Source organism: Pseudomonas sp. TMP9, from assembly GCF_037943105.1.
In the GTDB taxonomy this organism is placed as follows: Bacteria; Pseudomonadota; Gammaproteobacteria; order Pseudomonadales; family Pseudomonadaceae; genus Aquipseudomonas.
The window spans coordinates 3,623,050-3,644,969 of the sequence record NZ_CP149803.1 but is presented as its reverse complement, the minus strand read 5'-3'; the positions used below and the strand labels follow the sequence as shown (position 1 = coordinate 3,644,969).

Annotated in this window: 22 protein-coding genes; 11 read left to right on the top strand and 11 right to left on the bottom strand. The window is 58.2% G+C overall.

All coding sequences use genetic code 11. From position 1 onward, the window contains the following. Nucleotides 1-109 precede the first annotated feature (109 nt). Together WF513_RS17110 and WF513_RS17105 are read right to left on the bottom strand one after the other, a co-directional pair. A complete protein-coding gene (locus WF513_RS17110) occupies nt 110-643 on the bottom strand; it encodes a 3'-5' exonuclease (protein ID WP_339080612.1) in 534 nt (177 codons plus the stop codon). A 185-nt stretch (nt 644-828) separates the two neighbouring features. Further along, complete coding sequence (locus WF513_RS17105; protein ID WP_339080611.1) at nt 829-1,434, bottom strand: AAA family ATPase; 606 nt, start codon at nt 1,432-1,434, stop codon at nt 829-831. An 85-nt stretch (nt 1,435-1,519) separates the two neighbouring features. On the opposite strand from WF513_RS17105, the gene WF513_RS17100 reads away from it, so the two are divergent. Beyond that, nucleotides 1,520-2,670 (top strand): IS3 family transposase gene (locus tag WF513_RS17100; RefSeq protein ID WP_339080610.1). Its coding sequence is split into 2 segments (ribosomal slippage): nt 1,520-1,766 and nt 1,766-2,670, totalling 1,152 coding nucleotides; the frame shifts between segments, so codons are not numbered across the junction. Nucleotides 2,671-2,685: 15 nt separating this feature from the next. Here WF513_RS17100 and WF513_RS17095 read toward each other — a convergent pair. Further along, on the bottom strand, nt 2,686-3,270 hold the full coding sequence (locus tag WF513_RS17095; RefSeq protein WP_339080609.1) for a hypothetical protein: 585 nt from the start codon (nt 3,268-3,270) through the stop codon (nt 2,686-2,688). A 105-nt stretch (nt 3,271-3,375) separates the two neighbouring features. Here WF513_RS17095 and WF513_RS17090 point away from each other — a divergent pair, with 105 nt between their 5' ends. Next, the gene (locus tag WF513_RS17090) at nt 3,376-4,116 is read left to right on the top strand and encodes a hypothetical protein (protein WP_339080608.1); all 741 of its coding nucleotides are present in this window, start codon (nt 3,376-3,378) and stop codon (nt 4,114-4,116) included. A 491-nt stretch (nt 4,117-4,607) separates the two neighbouring features. Further along, nucleotides 4,608-5,864, top strand: coding sequence for an MFS transporter (locus WF513_RS17085; RefSeq protein WP_339080607.1), 1,257 nt, complete (start codon nt 4,608-4,610; stop codon nt 5,862-5,864). 96 nt (nt 5,865-5,960) lie between these two features. Here WF513_RS17085 and zwf read toward each other — a convergent pair whose 3' ends face one another. Continuing rightward, nucleotides 5,961-7,448, bottom strand: a complete 1,488-nt coding sequence (gene zwf / locus WF513_RS17080) for a glucose-6-phosphate dehydrogenase (protein WP_339080606.1) — start codon at nt 7,446-7,448, stop codon at nt 5,961-5,963. 111 nt (nt 7,449-7,559) lie between these two features. On the opposite strand from zwf, the gene hexR reads away from it, so the two are divergent. Beyond that, complete coding sequence (hexR, locus tag WF513_RS17075; RefSeq protein ID WP_339080605.1) at nt 7,560-8,426, top strand: transcriptional regulator HexR; 867 nt, start codon at nt 7,560-7,562, stop codon at nt 8,424-8,426. Between the two features lie 161 nt (nt 8,427-8,587). On the opposite strand, the gene WF513_RS17070 is transcribed toward hexR, so the two are convergent. Further along, complete coding sequence (locus WF513_RS17070; RefSeq protein ID WP_339083675.1) at nt 8,588-8,785, bottom strand: hypothetical protein; 198 nt, start codon at nt 8,783-8,785, stop codon at nt 8,588-8,590. On the opposite strand from WF513_RS17070, the gene WF513_RS17065 reads away from it, so the two are divergent. Continuing rightward, the gene (locus tag WF513_RS17065; protein WP_339083643.1) at nt 8,711-8,872 is read left to right on the top strand and encodes a transcriptional regulator; all 162 of its coding nucleotides are present in this window, start codon (nt 8,711-8,713) and stop codon (nt 8,870-8,872) included. The two genes, WF513_RS17070 and WF513_RS17065, sit on opposite strands and share 75 nt — an antisense overlap. On the opposite strand, the gene WF513_RS17060 is transcribed toward WF513_RS17065, so the two are convergent. Further along, nucleotides 8,814-9,776 (bottom strand): LysR family transcriptional regulator, encoded by a 963-nt coding sequence (locus tag WF513_RS17060; protein ID WP_339080604.1) that lies wholly within the window; start codon nt 9,774-9,776, stop codon nt 8,814-8,816. The two genes, WF513_RS17065 and WF513_RS17060, sit on opposite strands and share 59 nt — an antisense overlap. Before the next feature lie 190 nt (nt 9,777-9,966). On the opposite strand from WF513_RS17060, the gene WF513_RS17055 reads away from it, so the two are divergent. The 5 genes from WF513_RS17055 to WF513_RS17035 all read left to right on the top strand — a co-directional run bounded on the left by WF513_RS17055 (nt 9,967) and on the right by WF513_RS17035 (nt 15,497). Next, complete coding sequence (locus WF513_RS17055; protein WP_339080603.1) at nt 9,967-11,385, top strand: acetyl-CoA carboxylase biotin carboxylase subunit; 1,419 nt, start codon at nt 9,967-9,969, stop codon at nt 11,383-11,385. A 70-nt stretch (nt 11,386-11,455) separates the two neighbouring features. Next, a complete protein-coding gene (gene oadA, locus WF513_RS17050) occupies nt 11,456-13,279 on the top strand; it encodes a sodium-extruding oxaloacetate decarboxylase subunit alpha (RefSeq protein ID WP_339080602.1) in 1,824 nt (607 codons plus the stop codon). A 325-nt stretch (nt 13,280-13,604) separates the two neighbouring features. Beyond that, nucleotides 13,605-14,546, top strand: coding sequence for a sodium-dependent bicarbonate transport family permease (locus WF513_RS17045; RefSeq protein WP_339080601.1), 942 nt, complete (start codon nt 13,605-13,607; stop codon nt 14,544-14,546). Between the two features lies 1 nt (nt 14,547). Next, nucleotides 14,548-14,850 (top strand): transcriptional regulator, encoded by a 303-nt coding sequence (locus tag WF513_RS17040; RefSeq protein ID WP_339080600.1) that lies wholly within the window; start codon nt 14,548-14,550, stop codon nt 14,848-14,850. A gap of 122 nt (nt 14,851-14,972) precedes the next feature. Further along, the gene (locus tag WF513_RS17035; RefSeq protein WP_339080599.1) at nt 14,973-15,497 is read left to right on the top strand and encodes a transposase; all 525 of its coding nucleotides are present in this window, start codon (nt 14,973-14,975) and stop codon (nt 15,495-15,497) included. A gap of 621 nt (nt 15,498-16,118) precedes the next feature. Here the strand turns inward: WF513_RS17035 and WF513_RS17030 are convergent. From WF513_RS17030 to WF513_RS17020, 3 genes are all read right to left on the bottom strand, one after another. Continuing rightward, nucleotides 16,119-16,574: a GNAT family N-acetyltransferase gene (locus WF513_RS17030; RefSeq protein ID WP_339080598.1), complete on the bottom strand. Its 456-nt coding sequence runs from the start codon at nt 16,572-16,574 to the stop codon at nt 16,119-16,121. Between the two features lie 57 nt (nt 16,575-16,631). After that, nucleotides 16,632-17,621 (bottom strand): asparaginase, encoded by a 990-nt coding sequence (locus WF513_RS17025; protein WP_339083641.1) that lies wholly within the window; start codon nt 17,619-17,621, stop codon nt 16,632-16,634. A 73-nt stretch (nt 17,622-17,694) separates the two neighbouring features. After that, nucleotides 17,695-19,137, bottom strand: coding sequence for an alanine/glycine:cation symporter family protein (locus tag WF513_RS17020; RefSeq protein ID WP_339080597.1), 1,443 nt, complete (start codon nt 19,135-19,137; stop codon nt 17,695-17,697). 152 nt (nt 19,138-19,289) lie between these two features. Here WF513_RS17020 and WF513_RS17015 point away from each other — a divergent pair, with 152 nt between their 5' ends. Further along, nucleotides 19,290-20,108: a helix-turn-helix transcriptional regulator gene (locus WF513_RS17015; protein ID WP_339080596.1), complete on the top strand. Its 819-nt coding sequence runs from the start codon at nt 19,290-19,292 to the stop codon at nt 20,106-20,108. A 30-nt stretch (nt 20,109-20,138) separates the two neighbouring features. On the opposite strand, the gene WF513_RS17010 is transcribed toward WF513_RS17015, so the two are convergent. Next, nucleotides 20,139-21,536: a mechanosensitive ion channel domain-containing protein gene (locus tag WF513_RS17010; RefSeq protein ID WP_339080595.1), complete on the bottom strand. Its 1,398-nt coding sequence runs from the start codon at nt 21,534-21,536 to the stop codon at nt 20,139-20,141. A 218-nt stretch (nt 21,537-21,754) separates the two neighbouring features. Next, on the bottom strand, nt 21,755-21,907 hold the full coding sequence (locus WF513_RS17005) for a hypothetical protein (RefSeq protein ID WP_339080594.1): 153 nt from the start codon (nt 21,905-21,907) through the stop codon (nt 21,755-21,757). Nucleotides 21,908-21,920 lie beyond the last annotated feature (13 nt).

The following is a 21,920-nucleotide window of genomic DNA, read 5'->3' as shown; positions in this document are numbered from 1 at the left end:
TGGCGGACGCAGGTTTACTCCCGCTTGGTGCGAAAAGCTTCGTCGAGGCGAGGTACGCCGTCGAAATCGAGGAACAGAATCATGTAACTTCTGAGTCAGTGTTTGACGCTCACTTTTGCGTTGCGGCAAGGAGTTTGGCGATATTCATTACATCTGGCAGCGCACGGTGATGCGCTCCCTCCAGCACAATCCCCATGATTTTTAGCGCACGAGCCATGCCGACCTGTTTAATTTTTCGCTGCTTTGCGAACTCAGCTTTCAGATTACGATGCACCCAGCCGTCTATGGGGCTTTTAATGCCGTGGTAGGCGCAGTCGAATGCAAGCGCCCTGAGGTCTGAACCCCCCCAGCTACCCCAAGTGTTACTTGGGTAACGACCCGCAAACTCGGCGAGAGCCTCGCAGGCCTCTGCGAAAGTAGCGCCTCCGTCGGACTCCGACTGAGTGATCGTGGTTAGCTCTGTGCAATACCCACTGATCGGCAGGTTTGCCTGAACTAACTGCTCGAACTGGTCTAACACTTGGCCGTTGGGCGACACCCACACTGCGCCGATTTCAATGATTTGGTTGTGATAGCCGTCGCCTGGCACCTGCCCTTTTTCGCACGTGCTCTCTAGATCAACGATCAGGATGTTATTGCCCACCGCTATATGTCCTTTTGCGCAACAACCTACTGGCCGCGACACGCCTTTAATCAAGTGTCTACTGCTAGTCGTGAGCGAATAGCCGTCGCTTAGAATTGACTGGTCCAGCTACGCAACGTGGAAAGCCACCGGATCAGCAGCGCACGAATCCAATCTTTTCGAACGTAATTGCTTCCTCTGCATGATCATGGACTAGCAATGAAGCCAAAGACTTTAGGTTTTTCGGGAGTTTGAATTTTTAGGTCTTCAGGCTGGATACAGGACCTTCCTGAGCGTGCAGCGGCGCCGAAGGCACGCTGTAAAGTAATGCGAATTTTTCGAGGGGCAAGAGTCGACATGCGCTCAACTACTTCGTCGCACAAGGTGTCAGCGAAGTGTTGCCCCCAAGATGACTCGTCACGAGTCTGGTTATATAGGTTTCTTACGATGATGCTGACCTGATCAGCACTAGGTGCAGGAATGTGGAGCACTGAGAAACGTGACAGAATCGGTTTCGACAAACGCTCAAGATCATTTGCCGTGGCCAGCCAATTAACGTGACTTGCGTTAATAGCCAGATCACGTACTGAAAGATCCACAAAATTTCGGGCAGCAGCAGGCTCCAGAAGCGTATGAAGTGCAGCTAATGGATCAAAGCGTTCGTCACCACCTGCTTTATCCAACTCATCCAGCATGACCATCGGATTTGCATTTTGCTGACTTGCCAGCAAATTAAAAAGTTGACCAGGCTGGCTATTGCCCCAAAAACTTTCACTCCCCGCTAATGCCGCGCCTGATTGCGCGCACGCCATATCGATAAGTGTGAATGGCAGTTTGAATCGCCCCTAGTTTCGTAGACACCTCCACGCCTCATAATAAGGCCCATCAGGAGGTGCCATGAGCAACCCGCGTTTTTCCGAAGAGTTCAAAATTGAAGCAGCTAGGCAGGTTACCGAACGGGGCCTGCCGGTCGCTGAGGTGTCCGCTCGTCTGGGCATGTCGACACACAGCCTGTATGCCTGGGTGAAGCGCTACAGCAAGCCTGCGGAGCAACGCCTGCAAGAGGATGATCAGCACGCTGAGTTACGGCGCCTGCGCGCCGAACTCAAGCGTGTAACTGAAGAGCGAGACATCCTAAAAAAGGCCGCCGCGTACTTTGCCAAGGAGTGCGGCTGAAGTACGCCTTCATTAATCAGATGTCAGCGAGTTACTCGATTCGCCGTCTGTGCCTGACGTTGAAAGTACACGTCAGCGGTTACTACGCATGGCGGGCTGAGCCCAAGTCGGCGCGCGCTAAGGATGACCTGCGACTGCTTGGCTTGATAAAGCACTCTTGGTTAGAGAGCGGCGGCGTCTACGGCTACCGTAAAATTCATGACGACCTGCGCGAGCTTGGAGAGGTCTGCGGTCGGCATCGTGTTGCTCGACTGATGCGTAAAGAGGGGCTGCGTTCGCAGACGGGCTATCGACGACGCCCGGGACGTTACGGTGGTAAGCCGCCAGTTGCCTCTCCAAACTATTTGGAACGTCGCTTCAATGTCACAGAGCCCAATAAAGTATGGGTGACCGACATTACGTACATCCGAACTTACGAGGGCTGGCTGTACTTGGCAGTGGTGCTCGATCTGTTTTCGCGTCAGGTCATTGGCTGGTCAATGAAACCGAACATGACCAGCGACTTGGCAATAGATGCGTTACTGATGGCGGTCTGGCGACGTAAGCCGAAGCAGGAAGTCATGATTCACTCAGATCAGGGGAGCCAGTACAGCAGCTCAGACTGGCAAAGCTTCCTGAAGGCCAACAACTTGCTAGGAAGCATGAGCAGGCGCGGTAACTGTCATGACAACGCTGTGGCTGAGAGCTTTTTCCAGTTACTGAAACGAGAACGAATCAAGCGGAAAGTCTATGGTTCTCGGCAGGAAGCACGCAGTGACGTGTTCGACTACATCGAGATGTTTTACAACCCGAAACGGCGTCATGGTTTCAATGATCAGCTGTCACCGGTAGAGTTTGAAAAGCGATATTTCCAGAGGCTGGCCGGTGTCTAGAAAACCCGGGGCGATTCAGAACATTACATAAGGTGTAAATACCGCGGGCGACTCATCGTGGGTCTCCGCAGATTTTTCTGGCTGATCAGACTGTACCGAAGTCTTTTTTGGCTCTAGTTGAACCGACTCCCTATTAAGATTGCGCCTGAGCTCTTCAGCAAAAACCCCGTCCCTTTTGTGATGAACACTGCAACGCCCATCCCATAGGCGATTTGCATCATCCGTTTGCCGTTTAACGCCACAGACGCTGCAAACGTTTCTCGCGTTAAGTACACACGACGTTTTTACTGCCTCTAAAGCCGCTGATCGCGCCTTGCTCACCGTGTGCAATTCCATGTTAATCGTTAGAACGTTACAGGCCGTTGTAATCGATAGAAAGGCAAGATCAGCCATGTCTTCAAGGGGAATTACCGTTTCGACCTGCCGCAAGAACTGCTCGGTTGCAATCAGGTGTCCTGGTGCAGGGCTTAGAAGGTAATTGTTCATCCATGGATGGTTTGCTCGCAATGTGAGCACCAGGCGCTCATACCGTGCACGAGTCATCGGTCGAGGATGTGTAAACGGACGGAATTCTTTAGACGAGCCGATTGGCAGACGCATAGTAGTCACCTCGCAGGATTCATTACTATAATCTATGACAGTGCAAGGTTTCTGTGCCTCCCCAAACTTGTTATAGTTATTTACAGTCATTTCTCGGTAATCGCGATGTCCTCAAGCACTCCGCAGCAGGCGGTTAGCCTCGCGTCAGCACTGATCCAGCTGCGCAGCGAAACGTTAACCAGCATTAGTAATGCCACAGGTATACGAGCCCCCAACCTATCTGTATGGCTGCGCGGAAAATCTCAAGTGATATCTGAGCCGCGCATAGTGAAGCTGCTTTATCACCTGGGAATCCAAGGTGCTGAGCTGCGTAAAGATATAGTGCATTCATGGCTGCTAAGGGGAGGCCTTGAAAATCTGACTACGGTGCTAGCAGCGCTGGTGGCGGCTCCCCAAAAAAAATCTACGAGGACGTATATCGACGAGACAGAGGGATTCACGCAGCAGCGCTTAATTTTGATACCACACAGTGAGGGTGGTCATATCGCTGTCCGGCTCGCTGCAGAGCCTGGACTAGGGCAGAATCCACATGTGGTTACCGAAAGCCTTGGTTTCCCCAAAGAGTTGTTGATCCCCTGCGTGCTTTCCAATTTGCCCGCCGACCTTGTGGAACTTGGAAAGTACCTGGCCGAGTGCAGCAGCTCGAAAACCGGTCTAAGTAAGGCGCAAGAGGAGGAAATCGACTTTTTATTCTTCCCCGATTTTTCTGATGAAAGCGACTGGTCGAAGCCGTTGTCAGGTGTCGACTGGCTTAGAGCTGAAATCCAGCGCTGCATCCACGCAGGCCTTTCATATGACGAGTTAGCCCACCTAATAGCGGAAGGATGCCCTCGTCAAAAAAATTAATCAGGTGAGTCTCGGCACTTGCTTACAATGAAGCTGACCATATCTGATGGCCAAAAGGATCATTTAGCAGCTCGCATTCTGTATGCCAGTCTGTATGCCTAGGAAATTTAGAAGAATTTATATCAATATAAATCAATAGCTTGCGTTTCTGGTTAGAGGCCCGTCTGGTGCACCATATAAAACAATGACTTACGCTAATTTTACGCGGTACAGACAGCGCCCGTGACAGCAGCGTGACAGCAATAATAGAAAAGCCCCGCACAGCATCACGCTGGCGGGGCTTTTTTGTGCTTGAACTGAAACGCCTAAGCGGTATGACTCTTTACCGGGCTCTCCGATGTTTCGATGCATACCCTCGATACTGCTACCTATGCCGATTTTTCTCAGGGGAACCGGTGGAGTTCTGAAAATATCCCGGCGTGAACAGTTAATGTTTTTTGCATAAAGTGAGGCTCGCAATTATTGCGCGCCCTGTGAGTTGAGAATTGCTGATGCTGCAGCCCGACCGACGCCCTGCTAATGCCACCCTTGTGCTGCTGGCCTCGCTGTATTGCGCTCAAGGCTTACCCTCTGGGCTGATCGCCCATTCGCTACCGGTGTTGTTGCGTCAGCAGGGGGTTGATCTGGCGCTGATCGGTTTGCTCAAGTTGTTGGCGTTGCCTTGGTTGCTCAAGGTGTTGTGGGCGCCGTGGGTGGATCGGCTCGCATCACCACGCTTGGGGCACCGGCGCGGCTGGATTCTGCCGTTGCAGTTAGGCGTTATTGCGGTGATTACGGGCTTGGCGCTGATGGAGCCTGCGCGGCTGTTCGACAGCCAGTTCCTGCTGCTGGTTGGCCTTTTGCTGCTGGTCAATCTGGCAGCCTCTACTCAGGATATCGCCACCGATGGCCTCGCCGTGCGGCTGTTGCCAGAGCGTTGGCGTGGGCTGGGCAACAGCCTGCAAGTGGGTGGTTACAAGATCGGCATGCTGGTCAGCGGCAGTGGCTTATTGCTGATGATGGACACGTTGGGCTGGAGCCTTGGCCTTGCGCTGGTGGCGGCATTGCTGGTGCTGATGACCGTGCCGATTTGGCGCTTTGCTGAAAAGCGCGAGCTGCCATTTCAGCCGGCGCAGGCAGAGCCGGCAGGCCCCGGATTATTATGGCGCCATTACCGCGGCCTGCTGATGCAGCCCGGCATGCTCGTGTGGCTGGCGGTGTTGGTCAGCTTCAAGCTGGGTGATGCGCTAGGTTCACCGATGATCAAGCCGATGTTGGTTGATCAAGGTTGGAGCAATACTGAGCTGGGCCAACTGACGTTGATCAGTAGCCTGGCCGGAATTGCTGGCGCGGTTATTGGTGGTCTGCTGTATGCGCGCATTGGCGCACTGCACGCGCTGATGGGTTTCGGCCTGCTGCAGGCTGGCGGGATTGCAGCCATGGCGTTGCTGGTGAGTGCCGGTAGCAACAGCCTGCTGGTTTACGCCGTGGCATTGTTTGAGCAAGCCGCCGATGGAATGTCCACGGTGGCGTTGTTTGCAGTGATGATGAGCCGCTGCCGGCCTGAGCATGAAGGCGCAGACTTCACCCTGCAGGCCAGCGTGCAGTTATTACTCGCCGGTTTAGTGGGCGCCACCAGCGGGTTGCTGGCCACGTGGCTGGGCTATGAAGTGTTGTTTGTGGCCGCTGGCGCTTTGGGCGTGCTGGCATTGCCGGTGGTACTGCTGTACTTCCGCCGAGAGTTGCCGGTGGCGTCCGTGCCGCGTTAGTCAGCTCAGCCTGGGTCGTTTGTAGTGCAGAGGCGTAACCCATTACGGCAATGACCATGACGGTCGGCGATGGCTATCGCGGTACTCAACCTGCAGCTATTCCATCCACTGCCGCTCATGGCGTTCGAGCAAGTTGCTGGCTTGCTCGGGGCCATCGCTGCCAGCCGGATAAGGACGTGGGCTTTGGTAGTGTTGGTGCCAGCCTTTGATGATTGGGTCGACCCAATTCCAAGCGGCCTCGACTTCATCGCGGCGCATAAACAGGGTGGAGTCGCCCTCGATCACATCGAGCAGCAAGCGCTCGTAAGCGTCCCAGCGGCGTTGCTTGTGGAAGGCATCGGCGAGGTTGAGGTCCAGTTCTACCGGCTGCAGGTGCATGCCCTTGCCTGGGCTTTTGCCCATCAGCTGCAGGCTGATGCGCTCTTCTGGTTGCAGGCGGATCAGCAGGCGATTGGCTTCGCCGCCGCCAAACAGCTGGTGCGGCACCGGCTTGAACTGGATAAGAATTTCCGAGGTTTTGTGCCCCAGGCGTTTGCCGGTACGCAGGTAGAACGGCACGCCAGCCCAGCGCCAGTTGTCGATCTCGGCTTGCACGGCGACAAAGGTTTCGGTGTCGCTGTCGTTGTCGACGTTCTTTTCGAAGTAATAGGCGGGGACTTCTTGGCCGCCGATTTTACCGGCGGTGTACTGGCCGCGCACGGTCTTGTCCTGCACATCGAGGCCGCTGATGGGCTTCAGTGCTTCGAGGATTTTCACCTTCTCGTTGCGTACCGATTCAGCGTCGAAACGCACCGGCACTTCCATGGCCACCAGGCAGAGCAACTGCAGCAGGTGGTTCTGGATCATGTCGCGCATGGCGCCGGCTTTTTCGTAGTAGGCGCCGCGGTTTTCCACACCGAGGGTTTCGCACACGCTGATCTGCACATGGTCGATATGCCCGGCGCGCCATACGGGTTCAAACAATGCGTTAGCGAAGCGCAAGGCCATGAGGTTTTGCACCGTCTCCTTGCCCAGGTAGTGATCAATGCGGAACACCCGCGACTCATCGAACACCGCGCCGATGGCGGCGTTGATTGCCTGCGCCGACTCCAGTGAGTGACCAATCGGCTTTTCCAGCACGATGCGCGCCTTGGGGCCGGCTAAGCTGGCGATCTTCAGGTGCGAGGCGATGTCTTCAAACAGGTCCGGCGCGGTGGCCAGGTAGTAAATCCGCACCCGCGCGTGATCCTCGCCTAAGCGCTTGCCCAAGCGGCCAAAGTCGGCGCTTTGACTGGCGTCCATGGCGAAGTAGTCGAGGCGCGCAGCAAAAGTCACCCAGCTGTCGTTATCGAAATTTGTTCGCGCCACTTGGGCGCGGCAGTGGCGTTCAGCCAAGGCTTGATAGGCGCTGCGGCTGTTGGCGCTGCGCGCAAGCGCAAGAATGCGCATATCGTCGTGCAGGCGACCCGCGCGGTGCAGGTGATAGAGCGCTGGTAGCAGTTTATGCAGGGCCAGGTCACCGGTGCCGCCAAACACCAGCATGTCGCAGGGAATGCTCAAGGTGGGAACTCCGACTCGGTATAGCAGTGCGGCGGTGGCGGTCATGTAGTATAACTACAAGACCACTACAAGCTGTCGTGCGCCGATCATAACCGAGTCATGACTCCGATGCGGTGTGCGTGATGGATTCGTTAGCCACATGCCGAGCCTAAATCTGTGAACCTGTTGCAACACATCGCCCAGTCGCGCCCTCTCCTGCGCAAGTCAGAACTCAAAGTCGCCGACCATGTTCTGCTCGACCCTACCTCGGTCATGCACAGCTCCATGGCCGAGTTGGCCCACAGCGTCGGCATCAGTGAGCCGACCATCGTGCGCTTCTGCCGAGCGATTGGCTGCACCGGCTTTCAGGACCTCAAGCTCAAGCTGGCGCAAAGCCTGGCCGCCGGTGCCAGTTTCGGTCAGTTCGCCATTCATGAAGACGATTCGGTGGCTGACTTCAGCCTGAAGATCTTCGACACCACGCTGCACACCCTGATCGAGGTGCGCGAAAAACTCGATACCCAGGCCTTGCAGCGAGCCATCGCGGCGATATCCAACGCCCAGCGCGTAGAGTTTTATGGCTTTGGCGCCTCCGGTGCGGTGGCGGCTGATGCGCAGCATAAGTTCTTCCGTCTGCTGCTTACTGCGGCGGCGTATTCCGACCCACACATGCAGGCGATGAGTGCGGTGACGCTCAAGCCCACCGATGTGGCCATCTGCATCTCCCAGTCCGGCCGCTCCAAGGACCTGCTGATCACCGCCAACTTGGTGCGTGAAACGGGCGCGACGTTGATTACCCTGTGCCCGAGCCAGACGCCGCTGGCTGATTTGGCCACGGTCAACCTGGCGATCGACGTGCAGGAAGACACCGAGATCTACACCCCGCTGACCTCGCGTATCGCTCACTTGGTGGTGATCGATGTGCTCGCCATGGGCGTGGCCATGGCCCGTGGGCCGGGACTGGTCAACCACCTCAAGAGCGTCAAGCGCAGTCTGCGCAGCCTGCGTTTGTCGCCGAAGGCGCACAAAAACGTCGAAGATTAAGCGCCGCCAAGCGTTGTAGCGCGAATAAGCCTTGGCGTAATCCGGGTGATCGGTTCCCGGATTGCGCTGCGCTTATCCGGGCTACGGCATTACGACATTACGACATTGCGGTACTTCGGCAGCGTCGCTGCTGATGTCTTCGTCGCGTTATCGCGTCGCCATCAAAGCGTCATCTCCACCGTCGATGCTGGCACTCCCTTATTCAGCTTGGGAGTTGCCCTATGTCTGGTTATCTGGATAAACAGCCGTCTTTTGAAAACACCGATGCCAAAGCCCGGCGCAAGTTGCTCGACCAACGCCGTATGGAATACCGCCGCGCCATTGAAGCGCATGCCGAGCGGCGTCAGTTGCAGCAGCAATTGGCTGACTTTCCTGAGTTGATTGCGGCTAGTTACCTGGCCGGGAAGCAGGCGTTGGCTCGGCGAAGCGCTCCGCCAGGGCGTTGATCAGGCTGCGCTGATCGCGCACAAACGCGAAAAACGCTTGGGCCACCGGCGACAGGTATTTGCCGCGCGGGTGCACCAGGCACCAACTGTGCAGCAGCGGCAGTTCACTCACCGGCAGTTCGCGCAGGGCGCAGCATTCCAGTTCGCGGCGCACTGCGTGGCGTGGCAGCAGGGCTAAACCGAGGCCGGCGATGACCCCTTCACGCTGTCCTTCTATGGAGCCGACCTCCAAGGTTTGCGGGAAGTGCGCGCGTTTTTGATGGCAATACTCTTCGCAGGCCTGGCGTGTGCCGGAGCCGGCCTCGCGGATCAGCAGTGGGAAGGCGGTGAGGTCTTGCAGGCTCAGTGGGCCCTGGTTGCACAGCGGATGTTCGGGCGGGGCCACGGCAATGATAGGGTTATTGAGGAAGGGCAAAAACTCCAAGTTCATGTCCGTCGGCACCCGCGACATGATCAACAAATCATCGCGGTTGGCGTTCAGGCGCTTGAGGGCTTGGGCGTGATTAGTCACCACCAACTGCAGGTTAATTTCCGGGTATTGCTGACGAAAAGCGGCGAACAAGTGCGGAACGAAGTACTTGACGCTGGATTCGACCGCTAAGCCGAGTTGCCCTTGCAGCGAACCTTGCAGGTCGGAAAGCTGCATGTCGAAGCTCTCCAAGCGACCAAAAATATCCGCGCTGGCGCGCTGCAGGGCCTCGGCGGCTTCGGTCAAGTAGAGCTTTTTGCCGACATAATCAAACAGCGGCTGGCCGATCAGCGCTTCCAGTTGGCGAATCTGCAGGCTAACGGCGGGCTGGGTCAGGGCCATCTCCTCGGCCGCGCGGCTGTAAGACAAGTGGCCGCACACCGAGCGGAACACCTGAAGTTGACGAAACGTCATACGCAGCAATGACTTACGCACGTTTATTACCTGTTGAACGGGTAGCCTGATGCTCAACTATAAGTCTTAGCTAATACTAAACCCAATAAATATTGATTTTGGTTAATCACCAAACCGGCGTAGTTTCAGCAGCCTGATCGCCGTCGCATTCGCGATCATCCGTCGACCGCTTTTGTCGGTTGTCTGCTCATGCAATCAAGGATGCCGGCTCGTGATCAAGAAAATCCTGATAGCTAACCGCGGTGAGATTGCCGTGCGCATCGTGCGGGCCTGCGCCGAGATGGATATTCGTTCGGTAGCGGTGTACTCCGATGCCGACCGGCAGGCCCTGCATGTTAAGCGCGCGGACGAGGCGCATGGCATTGGCGAGGACCCTCTGGCGGGTTATTTGAACCCGCGCAAGCTGGTCAATTTGGCCGTCGAAACCGGCTGCGACGCCCTGCATCCGGGCTACGGCTTTCTCTCGGAAAATGCTGAGCTGGCGGAAATTTGCGCCGAGCGCGGGATAAAGTTTATCGGCCCGAGCGCCGAAGTGATCCGCCGCATGGGCGACAAGACCGAAGCGCGGCGCAGCATGATAGCTGCCGGCGTGCCCTGCACCCCCGGCACCGAAGGTAACGTAGCGGACATCGCCGAAGCTCTGCGCGAGGGTGACCGTATCGGCTACCCGGTGATGCTCAAGGCCACCAACGGCGGTGGCGGCCGGGGTATTCGCCGCTGCAACAGCCGTGATGAGCTGGAGCAAGCGTACCCACGGGTGATCTCCGAGGCGACCAAGGCCTTTGGTCGCGCCGAGGTGTTTCTGGAGAAATGCATCGTCAACCCCAAGCATATCGAGGCACAGATTCTCGGTGACAGCTTCGGCAACGTGGTGCACCTGTTTGAGCGCGATTGCTCGATCCAGCGACGTAATCAGAAGCTGATTGAAATCGCCCCAAGCCCCCAACTAACGCCCGAGCAACGCGCCTATATCGGTGACCTCGCCGTGCGCGCGGCCAAGGCCGTAGGCTACGAGAACGCGGGGACTGTGGAGTTTTTGCTGGCCGAAGATGGCGAGCTGTACTTTATGGAGATGAACACGCGGGTGCAGGTGGAGCACACCATCACCGAAGAAATCACCGGTATCGACATTGTCCGCGAGCAGATCCGTATCGCCTCGGGCTTGGAGCTGTCGGTCAAGCAGGAAGACATCATTCACCGTGGTTTTGCTTTGCAGTTCCGCATCAACGCTGAAGACCCGAAGAACAACTTCCTGCCCAGCTTCGGCAAGATCACCCGCTACTACGCACCCGGCGGGCCCGGCGTGCGCACCGACACGGCGATCTACACCGGCTACACCATCCCGCCTTACTACGACTCGATGTGCCTGAAACTGGTGGTCTGGGCGCTAACCTGGGAAGAGGCCCTGGCCCGTGGCTTGCGCGCCTTGGATGACATGCGTGTGCAAGGGGTGAAAACCACCGCCGCGTATTATCAGGAAATTTTGCGCAACCCGGAGTTTCGCAGCGGTCAGTTCAACACCAGTTTTGTCGAGGCGCACCCTGAGTTGACCGAGTACTCGATTAAGCGCAACCCGTCGCACCTGGCCATCGCCATCGCCACCGCCATTGCCGCCCACGCCGGGCTATAACCATTCGTAGCCCGGAGCGATCCGGAGTGCTGCGGCCCGGAATGCATCCGGCAACAGGAGAGCAGAGAACATGAGCACGCCCGCTTCTAACAAAAAGATCACCGTCACCGACACCATCCTGCGCGATGCCCACCAGTCGATTATTGCCACGCGCATGCGCCTAGATGACATGCTGCCGATCTGCGCCAAGCTGGATCAGGTCGGTTACTGGTCACTGGAAGTCTGGGGCGGCGCAACCTTCGATGCCTGCATTCGCTTCCTCAAAGAAGACCCGTGGGAGCGCCTGCGCGCACTTAAGGCCGGCCTGCCCAACACCCGCTTGCAGATGCTTCTGCGCGGGCAGAACTTACTCGGCTATCGCCATTACAGCGATGACGTGGTGCGTGCTTTTGTGGCCAAGGCGGCGGTGAATGGCATCGACGTGTTCCGTATTTTTGATGCGATGAACGATGTGCGTAATCTGCGGGTGTCGATCGAGGCGGTGAAGGCCGCCGGCAAACATGCCCAGGGCACCATTGCCTACACCACAAGTCCGGTGCACACCGTCGCAGCGTTTGTGACGCAGGCCAAGGCCATGCAGGCCATGGGCATCGACTCCATCGCAATCAAGGACATGGCCGGCTTACTGACGCCCTATGCGGCGGCTGATTTGGTCAAAGCGCTGAAAGCGGAAGTGGATTTACCGGTATTTATTCACAGCCACGACACCGCCGGCATGGGCTCGATGTGTCAGCTCAAGGCGATTGAGGCTGGTGCCGACCATATCGACACGGCGATCTCCAGCTTCGCGTGGGGCACCAGCCATCCGGGTACCGAGTCGATGGTTGCTGCGCTTAAAGGCAGCCCGTATGACACAGGTCTGGACTTGGCGCTGATCCAAGAAATCGGTCTGTACTTCCATGCCGTGCGCAAGAAGTACCACCAGTTTGAAAGCGAATTCACTGCCGTCGATACCCGCGTGCAAGTTAATCAGGTGCCGGGTGGGATGATGTCCAACCTGGCCAACCAGCTCAAAGAGCAGGGCGCCCTGAGCCGTATCAATGAAGTGTTTGCGGAAATCCCTCGGGTACGCGAAGACCTCGGCTTCCCGCCGCTGGTCACGCCGACCTCGCAAATTGTCGGCACCCAGGCGGTGTTTAACGTGCTTGCCGGTGAGCGCTACAAAACCATCACCAACGAAGTGAAGCTTTACCTGCAGGGCCGTTATGGCTTGGCACCGGGCAAGATCAACGAGCAACTGCGCAAGCAAGCGATCGGCAGCGAGGACGTGATTGAAGTACGCCCGGCGGACCTGCTCAAACCGGAAATGGCCAAATTGCGCGAGGAAATCGGCAGCCTGGCTTCATGCGAAGAAGACGTGCTGACCTACGCCATGTTCCCTGACATCGGGCGCAAGTTCCTAGAAGAACGCAGCGCCGGCAACCTCACCCCAGAAGCCCTGTTACCGATCCCCGAAGCCGGTGGCGTAGCGCCAGTCAGCGGCGAAGGTGTGCCCACCGAGTTTGTGATTGATGTGCACGGCGAAAGCTACCGTGTGGATATCACCGGCGTTGGTGTGAAGAGCGACGGTAAGCGTCACTTTTACCTGTCCATCGACGGCATGCCGGAAGAAGTGGTGTTCGAGCCGCTGAATGATTTTGTCGCCGGCAGTTCGGGTAAACGCAAACAAGCCAGCGCACCGGGCGATGTCAGCACCAGCATGCCGGGCAATATCGTCGAAGTGCTGGTCAAGGTGGGCGATACGGTCAGGGCCGGTCAGGCGGTGCTGATCAGCGAGGCCATGAAGATGGAAACTGAAATCCAGGCACCGATTGCCGGCAGCGTGACAGCCGTGCACGTGGCCAAAGGCGACCGGGTTAACCCGGGTGATGTGCTGGTAGAAATCGAAGGCTGACCTCATACCTCCTCAGCGCGGCGTGCGTTGAGGGCGTTTTGCCCCGGACGGTTGAACAGGCATTCTTCCGCGTTTCGGGGCTTTTTATTCTGCGTGCGACCTGTTTTCAAAGATGCCCTCGCGCCGTAAACAGGAGCACAGGCCAAGCGGTACCACTGCCGAGCATTTACCCTAGCGAGGTGCAAGGCTGTGGTCTATGGTCGTGTCCGCGTTGCCTAAAGGGCTATTCAACGCAGCGTGCAGCGGGCTGCGGCTTTTTTGTGTGGCGAAGATGTGACGCGCCGGGCGTCTTAAGCTCAGAAATTATCAATGTGTGAGGTATGCGGTGAGTGTGGATCCGGTTGTGCTGTTTTTTGTCTTCGGGCTGACGGCTGGGCTGTTGAAAAGCGAGCTGAAACTGCCGCCGGCCTTGTATGAAACCCTGTCGATCATGTTGCTGCTGGCCATTGGTCTGCACGGCGGCGTGGAGCTGGCTGAGCAGGCCAGCTGGCAACTGCTCGGCCAGGCGGGGCTGGTGCTGCTCTTGGGCGTGCTGCTGCCGCTGATAGCCTTTGCCGTATTGCGCGGTTTGGGCTTTGACCGCGTCAACGCTGCGGCCGTGGCCGCGCATTATGGCTCGGTCAGCGCCGGTACCTTTGCCGTGGTGGTGGCCTATATGCTGGCCAAAGGCATCGAGTTCGAGAGCTATATGCCGCTGTTTGTGGCGATTCTGGAAATCCCTGCCATTTTGGTCGGCATCCTGCTGGCCAAGGGCATGGCGCGGGATACTGACTGGGGCGAACTGAGCCGGGAAATCTTTCTTGGCAAAAGCATCATGCTCCTGCTCGGCGGCCTGATCATCGGTGCGATTGCTGGTAAAGAGGGCATCAAACCACTTGAGCCGCTGTACACCAGCATGTTCAAGCCGGTGCTGGCGTTCTTTCTGCTGGAAATGGGCCTGATTGCCTCCAGCCAACTCGGCGCGCTGAAACAGTTTGGTGTGCGCCTGATCGGCTTCGCCTTGCTGATGCCATTGCTGGGCGCCCTGATTGGCGCCTTGCTTGGGCGTTTTATGGGCCTATCGCTGGGTGGGACCGCCGTGCTGGCGACGCTTGCCGCATCGGCCTCGTATATCGCCGTACCGGCGGCGTTGCGTCTGGCCTTGCCACAAGCCAACCCGTCGCTGTCGCTAACGGCCTCGTTGGGCATCACCTTTCCCTTCAACATTCTGCTCGGCATCCCGCTGTACCTGATGCTGGCCGAACAGCTCATTGCCTGGGGGCTCTGATATGAACGCACACATGCGTACCCTGCTGACGGTGATTTGTGAAGCCGCGCTGGAGAAAAAACTGGTGGCAGACTTACAGGTGCTCGGTGCGCCTGGCTGGACCATCTCCGACGCCCGTGGCCGCGGTGGCCGCGGCGTGCGCAGCGCCGGCTGGGACGCCGAAGGCAATATTCGCCTAGAGATCATCTGCACCCGCGACATCGCCGAACGCATCGCCGCCCACCTGCAAGCACGCTACTACGCCAACTTCGCCATGGTTTGCTACCTGGCCCAAGTGGAAGTGCTGCGCCCGGAGAAGTTCTAAACGGACAGACACCTCTCCAGCATCCCGGATTGCGCCGAGGCTTATCCGGGCTACGGTGAGTAATTGATGCAGCCCGAACAAGCGCCAGCGCAGTCCGGGGCATTCCCAACAAGGAGGTTGGCATGGTCAATTACCGACGTGCGCGTGTGGCCGGTGGCACTTACTTCTTCACGTTGACCTTGAAGGATCGCCGAAGCGATCTGTTGGTGCGGCGTATCGACCTGCTGCGTGAGGCGTTGCGCCATGTGAAACAACGTCGGCCATTCACCTTGCATGCGGTGGTGGTTATGCCTGACCACCTGCACCTGTTGCTGCAATTGCCTGAAGCAGACACTAATTACTCCGCCCGCCTAAGGGATTTCAAAGCCTTGTTCGTGAAAGCTTTACGTGCCGCTGGCGAACCCATCAAGCCGGGTCTAAGAGGCGCTGCGGGTATCTGGCAGGCGCGTTTCTGGGAGCATGTGATTCGTGATGAGTGCGACCTTGCGGCCCATATCAATTACATCCATTTCAACCCGGTCAAGCATGGGCATGTACAGCGCGTTATGGATTGGCCTTACTCAAGCTTTCACCGTTTTGTGCGTCAAGGAGTCCTGCCCGCTAATTGGGCGGGCTGCGAGGGGCTTGAATTAGCGGGTGACGATTGAGCTGCAATCCCGGATTGCGCCGAGGCTTATCCGGGCTACGGCGAGTAATTCACGTAGCCCGAACAAGCGCCAGCGCAGCCCGGGATAGTTATCTGGCTGGATGCGATGTTTAAGCGCAGCCACCGCGATGCTTCGGCCTCGACGCTGTCCCGGATTGCGCCAGGGCTTATCCGGGCTACGGTGAGTAATTGATGTAGCCCGAACAAGCGCCAGCGCAGTCCGGGATAGTTGTCTTTCTGGTCGCGATGGTTGTGCGCAGCTACCGCGATGCTTCGGCCTCGACGCTTCCCTTATTGCGCCAGGGCTTATCCGGGCTACGGTGAGTAATTGATGTAGCCCGAACAAGCGCCAGCGCAGTCCGGGATAGTTGTCTGTCTGGTCGCGATGGTTGTGCGCAGCCACCGCGATGCTTCGGCCTCGATGCTTCCCGGATTGCGCCGAGGCTGATCCGGGCTACGGTGAGTAATTGATGTAGCCCGAACAAGTGCCAGCGCAGTCCGGGGTAGTTATCTGGCCGGGCGTGACCCAAGCGATAGCCGTGCGGTGGCTAGGTGGCTAGGTGGCTAGGCGGCAAGCGGCGTAGGCTCTTTTTCTGGCCTTTAGATCAATGCCTAGGTCGGTTCAGAACACTTTACGGTATTGCACAAACCCCGAGCGCTCGGCGATGCGTTCATACAGCAGCATGGCGCGGCTGTTGCTTTCGTGGGTCAGCCAGTAAGTCCGTGAGCAGCCTTGTTCCTTGGCGTGCTGATAGACATGCTCAATCAGCTTGCGGCCAGCACCGCTGCTGCGAATGTCCTTGGCGATAAACAAGTCCTGCAGGTAGCAGTAATCGCCGGGCGTCCACGTTGAGCGGTGGTAAATCCAGTGCACTAAGCCAATGGCTTTACCCTCGTGCCATGCCAGCGCCGCGTGCATCGGCTCAGTTGGGTTGAGGAAGCGCTGCCACGTAATGTCGCTGGTGGCGGCGGCAATCTCGGTCATATAAAAGCGCTGATAGCTCTGCCATAGCGGCAGCCAAGCGGCATGATCGGCGTCGGTGATGGGGCGGATTTCAACAGCAATGCGAATCGACATGCGGGCACCTCTCTGACGGGGTAAAGCCCTTACAGCCTAGCTGTAAGTGCACAGGCTTCAATCGGCGCGTTCACCGCAAACATCCAAGGCAAACCAGTGTTCCACCTCGGCTTGGCTCAAGCCTGCACTGAGCAGGGCGAATAACTTACCCAGCGCTGCTTCTCGGGTCATGCCGCCGGCGGAAATCAGCCCGGCGCTGGCCAGTTGGCTGCCGGCCGCATACACGCCGAACTCGACATGGCCGTGCAGGCACTGGCTGATCGCCGCCAACACCACGCCGCGATCATGTGCAACCTTAAGTACGTGTATCAACTCAGCGTCATCCGCCGGGCCTGTGCCGCTGCCATAGCATTCCAGCAGCAGACCTTGCACGCCGCTGTCGAGCAAGGCGCGTAGATGATTGGCTTGGATGCCGGGGTAAAACGGCAGCACGGCCAGATTGACCGGCTGGCGTGGCTGGCGGTAGTCGATGCTGGCCGGGATGCGCTCTGCGCGTGGGCTCTGGCGCAGGCGCGGCAATACCGCGAATGCGTCGAAGGCATCAGTGCGCAGCTTGCTGACCCGCGCGCCATGCAGCAGCGCCCCGTTGAAATACAGGTGCACGCCCGGCGCAATGCCAGCCTGCAGCGTGCGCATGGCACCAAACAGGTTGCTCCAGGCATCGCTGCCCTCGGCACCGGCGGGCAGCATCGAGCCGCTCAGAACGACCGGCACGGGCAAACCCAGCAGCAGGAAGCTCAAAGCCGCCGCGCTGTAAGCCAAGGTATCAGTGCCGTGCAGCAGCAGCACGCCGTCGCAGCCGTCCTGCTCGATGCCAGCGCGAATCGCCGACACCATCGCCAACCAGTTGTGCTGGTTCATGTTGGCGCTGTCGATAGGCGGCAGCAGCTCGGCGAAGACCCACTCAGGCAATGGCTGAGCATCCAGCGCCTGCTGGCTGCGCAGGCGCGCCTCGAAGCCAGATGCCGGGGCCAAGCCTTTGGCGCTCATCTGCATGCCGACAGTGCCGCCGGTATAGAGCACCAGGAGTTTTCTACAACTCATCAGGATCTCCGTTGCTATTGTTCTTATATGAAAACAGGGGGCCAAGCCCCCTGTTTATTGCAGCGGTTGCAGCGGTTTAACGTTGGTGCACGCTGTTGCCAATTTCCGCATGGTTCGCCGGGGCATTGTGTGCGTTAGCTGCCCAGACGGCTGGATCGAGGTCCAAGTCAGCGAAGTTCTTCGCATCCAGTACCGGCGATACAACGCCTGCTTTGATCTGGTTGTCGTAATCGCGCATCAGACGTAAACCGACCTTAAACAGCAGCACCAAGGCCACTAGGTTGGTAATCGCCAGCAGGCCCATGGTCACGTCGGCAAAGGCGAACACGGTGCCCAAATCCTGCACCGAGCCCCAGAGTACCAGAGCCACTACCAGCACGCGGTAAACCATCACCGGCGCACGTTTCTGGCTGAAGAAGCCCAGCGCATTCTCGCCCAGGTAGTAGTTGTAAATCAGCGTGGTGAAAACAAACAGCAACAGCGCAACGGTGACGAACACTCGGCCCCATTCGCCGACCACACTGGCCACGGCGGTTTGGGTTAGCACCACGCCGGCCATGTCCATACCCGGCTGGTAAACGCCGGACAACAGAATGATCAACGCAGTGCAGCTGCACAGGATGATGGTGTCGATAAACACGCTGAGCGACTGCACGATGCCCTGTGCCACCGGGTGCTTAACCTCGGCCACGGCGGCGACGTTCGGCGCACTGCCCAAGCCGGCTTCGTTGGAAAACAGGCCGCGTTTCACTCCCATCAGGATCGCCGCGCCAATACCGCCGGCAAAGGCAGGTTCCAGGCCAAAGGCGCTGTTGAAGATCAACGCCAGCGTAGCGGGTACAGCCTCAACGTTGCTGCCGATCACGAACAACGCCATGGCGATATAGGAAAACGCCATGACCGGCACCAGCACGTCAGCGAACTTAGCGATGCGCTTGATGCCGCCGAAGATGATCAAGCCCATCACCCCAGTCAGGATCAGGCCGCTGACATAAGTCGGCAGGCCGAAAGTGTCGTGCAGCGAGCTGGCCACGGTAAATGACTGCACGGCGTTAAAGCCGAAGCCGAAGGTCACCAGCAGCAGAATCGACACCACAATGCCTAACCAGCGCTGACCGAGGCCGTGCTGAATGTAAAAGGCCGGGCCGCCACGGTAGGTGCCGTCGGCTTCGCGGCGCTTATACAGTTGCGCCAAGGAACACTCAAAATAGCTGGTGGCCATGCCGACCAACGCCACGACCCACATCCAGAAAATCGCACCGGGGCCACCGAGCATGATCGCCACCGACACGCCGGCAATATTGCCAGCACCCACACGACCTGCCACCGAGAGCATTAATGCTTGGAACGAACTGAGCTGGCCGGGCTGGCGCTGAAAGGCCTCGGCGAAGATACGGAACATGCTGCCGAAATAGCGGAACTGGACGAAACGTGAGGCGATGGTGAAGTACAGACCAAGGCCGATCAGCATTACGATCAGCAGCTTGCTCCAGATCAAGTCATTGAGAATATCGAGCATGGCGGTGCAGTCTCTCTTGTTGTTCTGTGAGGGAAATAGTGCGGGGGCCGAATAGTTGAGCAGACGCGCCTGCCGTGCAATTACGCAGGTGGCGGCGAATTGATGCGAGTTGATGCTAGAATCGCGTCGCTCGCATCATCAGGAACGGCGCCATGTCTGACTACTTAGGCCTTAACCTCAAGCTGTTGTGCAGCCACTACCGCTCAATCGCCGAGGTGTGCCGCAAGCTGGCGATCAACCGTGCGCAGTTCAATAAATACCTCAGCGGGCAAAGCCGGCCGACGGCCTACAACCTCAAGCGCATCTGTGATTTTTTCGGCGTTGAGGCCTATGAGCTAAGCCTGCCGGATGAGCAGTTTGCCGACTTAGTCGGTGCGCGCAGTGGCAGCCAAGAAACGCGAGCCGTCGCTGATCCGTTGTTGGAGTTATTGCAGCCGTTGGGTGAGTTCTCCAGCAGCCTGTCGCGCTACTGCGGTTACTACTTTGAATACTCCAACTGCATGTCGGTGCCTGGGCAGATTTTGCTGTCGCTGGTGCAGGTGCGCGAGGAGCGCGGCAGCTTTTTGTTTGAGCGCCAAGAACGCCAAGAACCTTCGCGTGCGGCCAGCGGCAAGGCCGAAGACTGGGTGCGCTGCCGCTATTTGGGTGCGGCGTTTTACCTGCAAGACCGGCTGTTTCTCATCGACTACGAGTCGCTGACCGGCAACGAGATGACCCAGACCATCCTCATCCCCAGCTACAAGAGCCGCATCACCCGCCTCAATGGCTTGAAAACCGGGGTGTCCAGTGGCGACCTGCGCACGCCCGCCTGCACTCGGGTGGTCTGGGAGTTTCTCGGCAGCGAGATCAACCGGGTCAATGCCTACCGCCAGGTGATGCTCTACAGCCCGGACGACCCACGCATCGACGCCGACATCCGTCAGCGCTTGGCGGGTGCGCAGATCCGCAACGGGTTGTTTGAAATTGAGTAAGGCTGTCTAGCTGCTCTCGCCTTGCACGCGTTATTCGTGGGGCACGTTTTTATCCAGCAGGTCACTGCCCCGGTCAGCTCGAATTTCGGCATCGACTTTCTGCTCCAAGTGGTTGTCAGGGGTTACATCCAGCACGGTGTCGCCGCGTTGAATGCGCGGTGCGTGTTCGGCGGCTTTGCTTTCACCGGGGCTTGGCTGAGGCGGCTGGGCTTTACCGTCCAGTGCGGTGAACAGCGCGGTATTGACCGCGGTGTCGAAGCGCAGCCGGTAAATCGGTTCAGGCAGGGTAAAACCTTGGGTTTCTAGGGCTTGCATGGCGGCGTGAATAGCTAAGCTGCGGGCTTTGGCGAAATTGGTTTCGCGTTGATCGATCCACGCATAAAAGGTCAGCACGATGTTGGAGTCGCCCACGGTGTTGATCAAGGCGTCGGGTTCAGGATCGCTAAGGATAAAGTCCAGGGAGCACAGGGCGTCTAATCCGGCTTTCATCCCGGCCACGGGGTCGTCCGCCGCATCAACACCGAGGTCGAACTCAAAACGTCGTTGCGGGTTGGTGGAGTAGTTAAGGATGATGCCCTTGAACACGGCGGCGTTGGGAATGCGCATGTGGTTGCCGTCGAGGGTCATCAGAATGGTGGCGCGTGAGGTCAGGCGTACCACGATGCCTTCGATGTCGTTGATGATCACGTGATCCTTGGCGCGAAACGGCTGGCGCAGGCTAAGCATGACGCTGGAAATGTAGTTTTCCACCGCGTCGCGCACGGCAAAGCCGATGGCCAGGCCGACCACCCCGGCGCCGCCGAGCAGGGTGGTGATCACCGCCGCAGCCCCCAGCAGGTTAAGGGCCAGAATAATCCCCAGCAACACCATGGTCACCCGTGTTGCCTGGGCCAGCAGGTCGGCGAGAAAGGCATTGGCAGCCATTTTCCGCCACAGCCGGGTGCGCCGCGCCAGAAAGTTGCCCAGCACGGTGAAGGCGACCACCAACAGCAGCGCCAGGCCGAGCAAAGGCAGGGCTTTTATGAAATTCACGCTCTGGCTGTGCAAGCGCTTGAGCACGGGACGCAGGTTATCGGCCACGGCCAGCGTGCGGCTTATCTCGTCCGTGACGGTGACCACGCCGGCGAGCCGGCCTGCCAGGCGCAGAGCTTGTTGCGCGGCCAGCTCGTTGGCGGTCTCGCCGCGCAAAATAACCACACCTTCACCCACATACACCGTGACGCTCTGCAGCGGCTCCAGCTCGGCAAAAATATTCTCGATGCGCGCTTGAATCTGCTCATCGCTTACCGACACGGCCGACTCGATCGCCGTGGTGTCGGCCGGGGTCTGCGGTTCGTCTTGGGCGAGTAGGCTGTGGCCCGGTAAACAGGCCAACAGCACGCCGACTGTGAAAACGGCGGTGCGCATGGCATGGGTTAAAAACGTCATCGCAGGCAGCTCCGGTTCAAACGCGGGTCACGCACGCGCGGCAGAGGGCGGTGTGCGCTGTGGTTCGCTTAACAGGGTACAACCTGTGGCCGGCATTGTGGGGGCTTTGCCTGAGCCGGGTATTGGTCCGGCTTACGCCTGCTTAAGCCGCAGGCAAAAAAAGGGATGACCGAAGTCATCCCTGAGGAGGTAGAGGCGCAGAGCCTCCTGGTCGATGTTTAACGCGTGCTCGGCTGTTGCGCGGGCGCCTTGTGCTGCGCCGCCGGTGTACTCAGGGGCAGGGTCTGGCAGTAAACCACCGGCATGCTGGGCCATAGGCGACGGGGCGGGTGAATGGCCAGAAAACCGGGAAGCGAAGGTTGCGTGTGCATGGGGGTTCTCCTG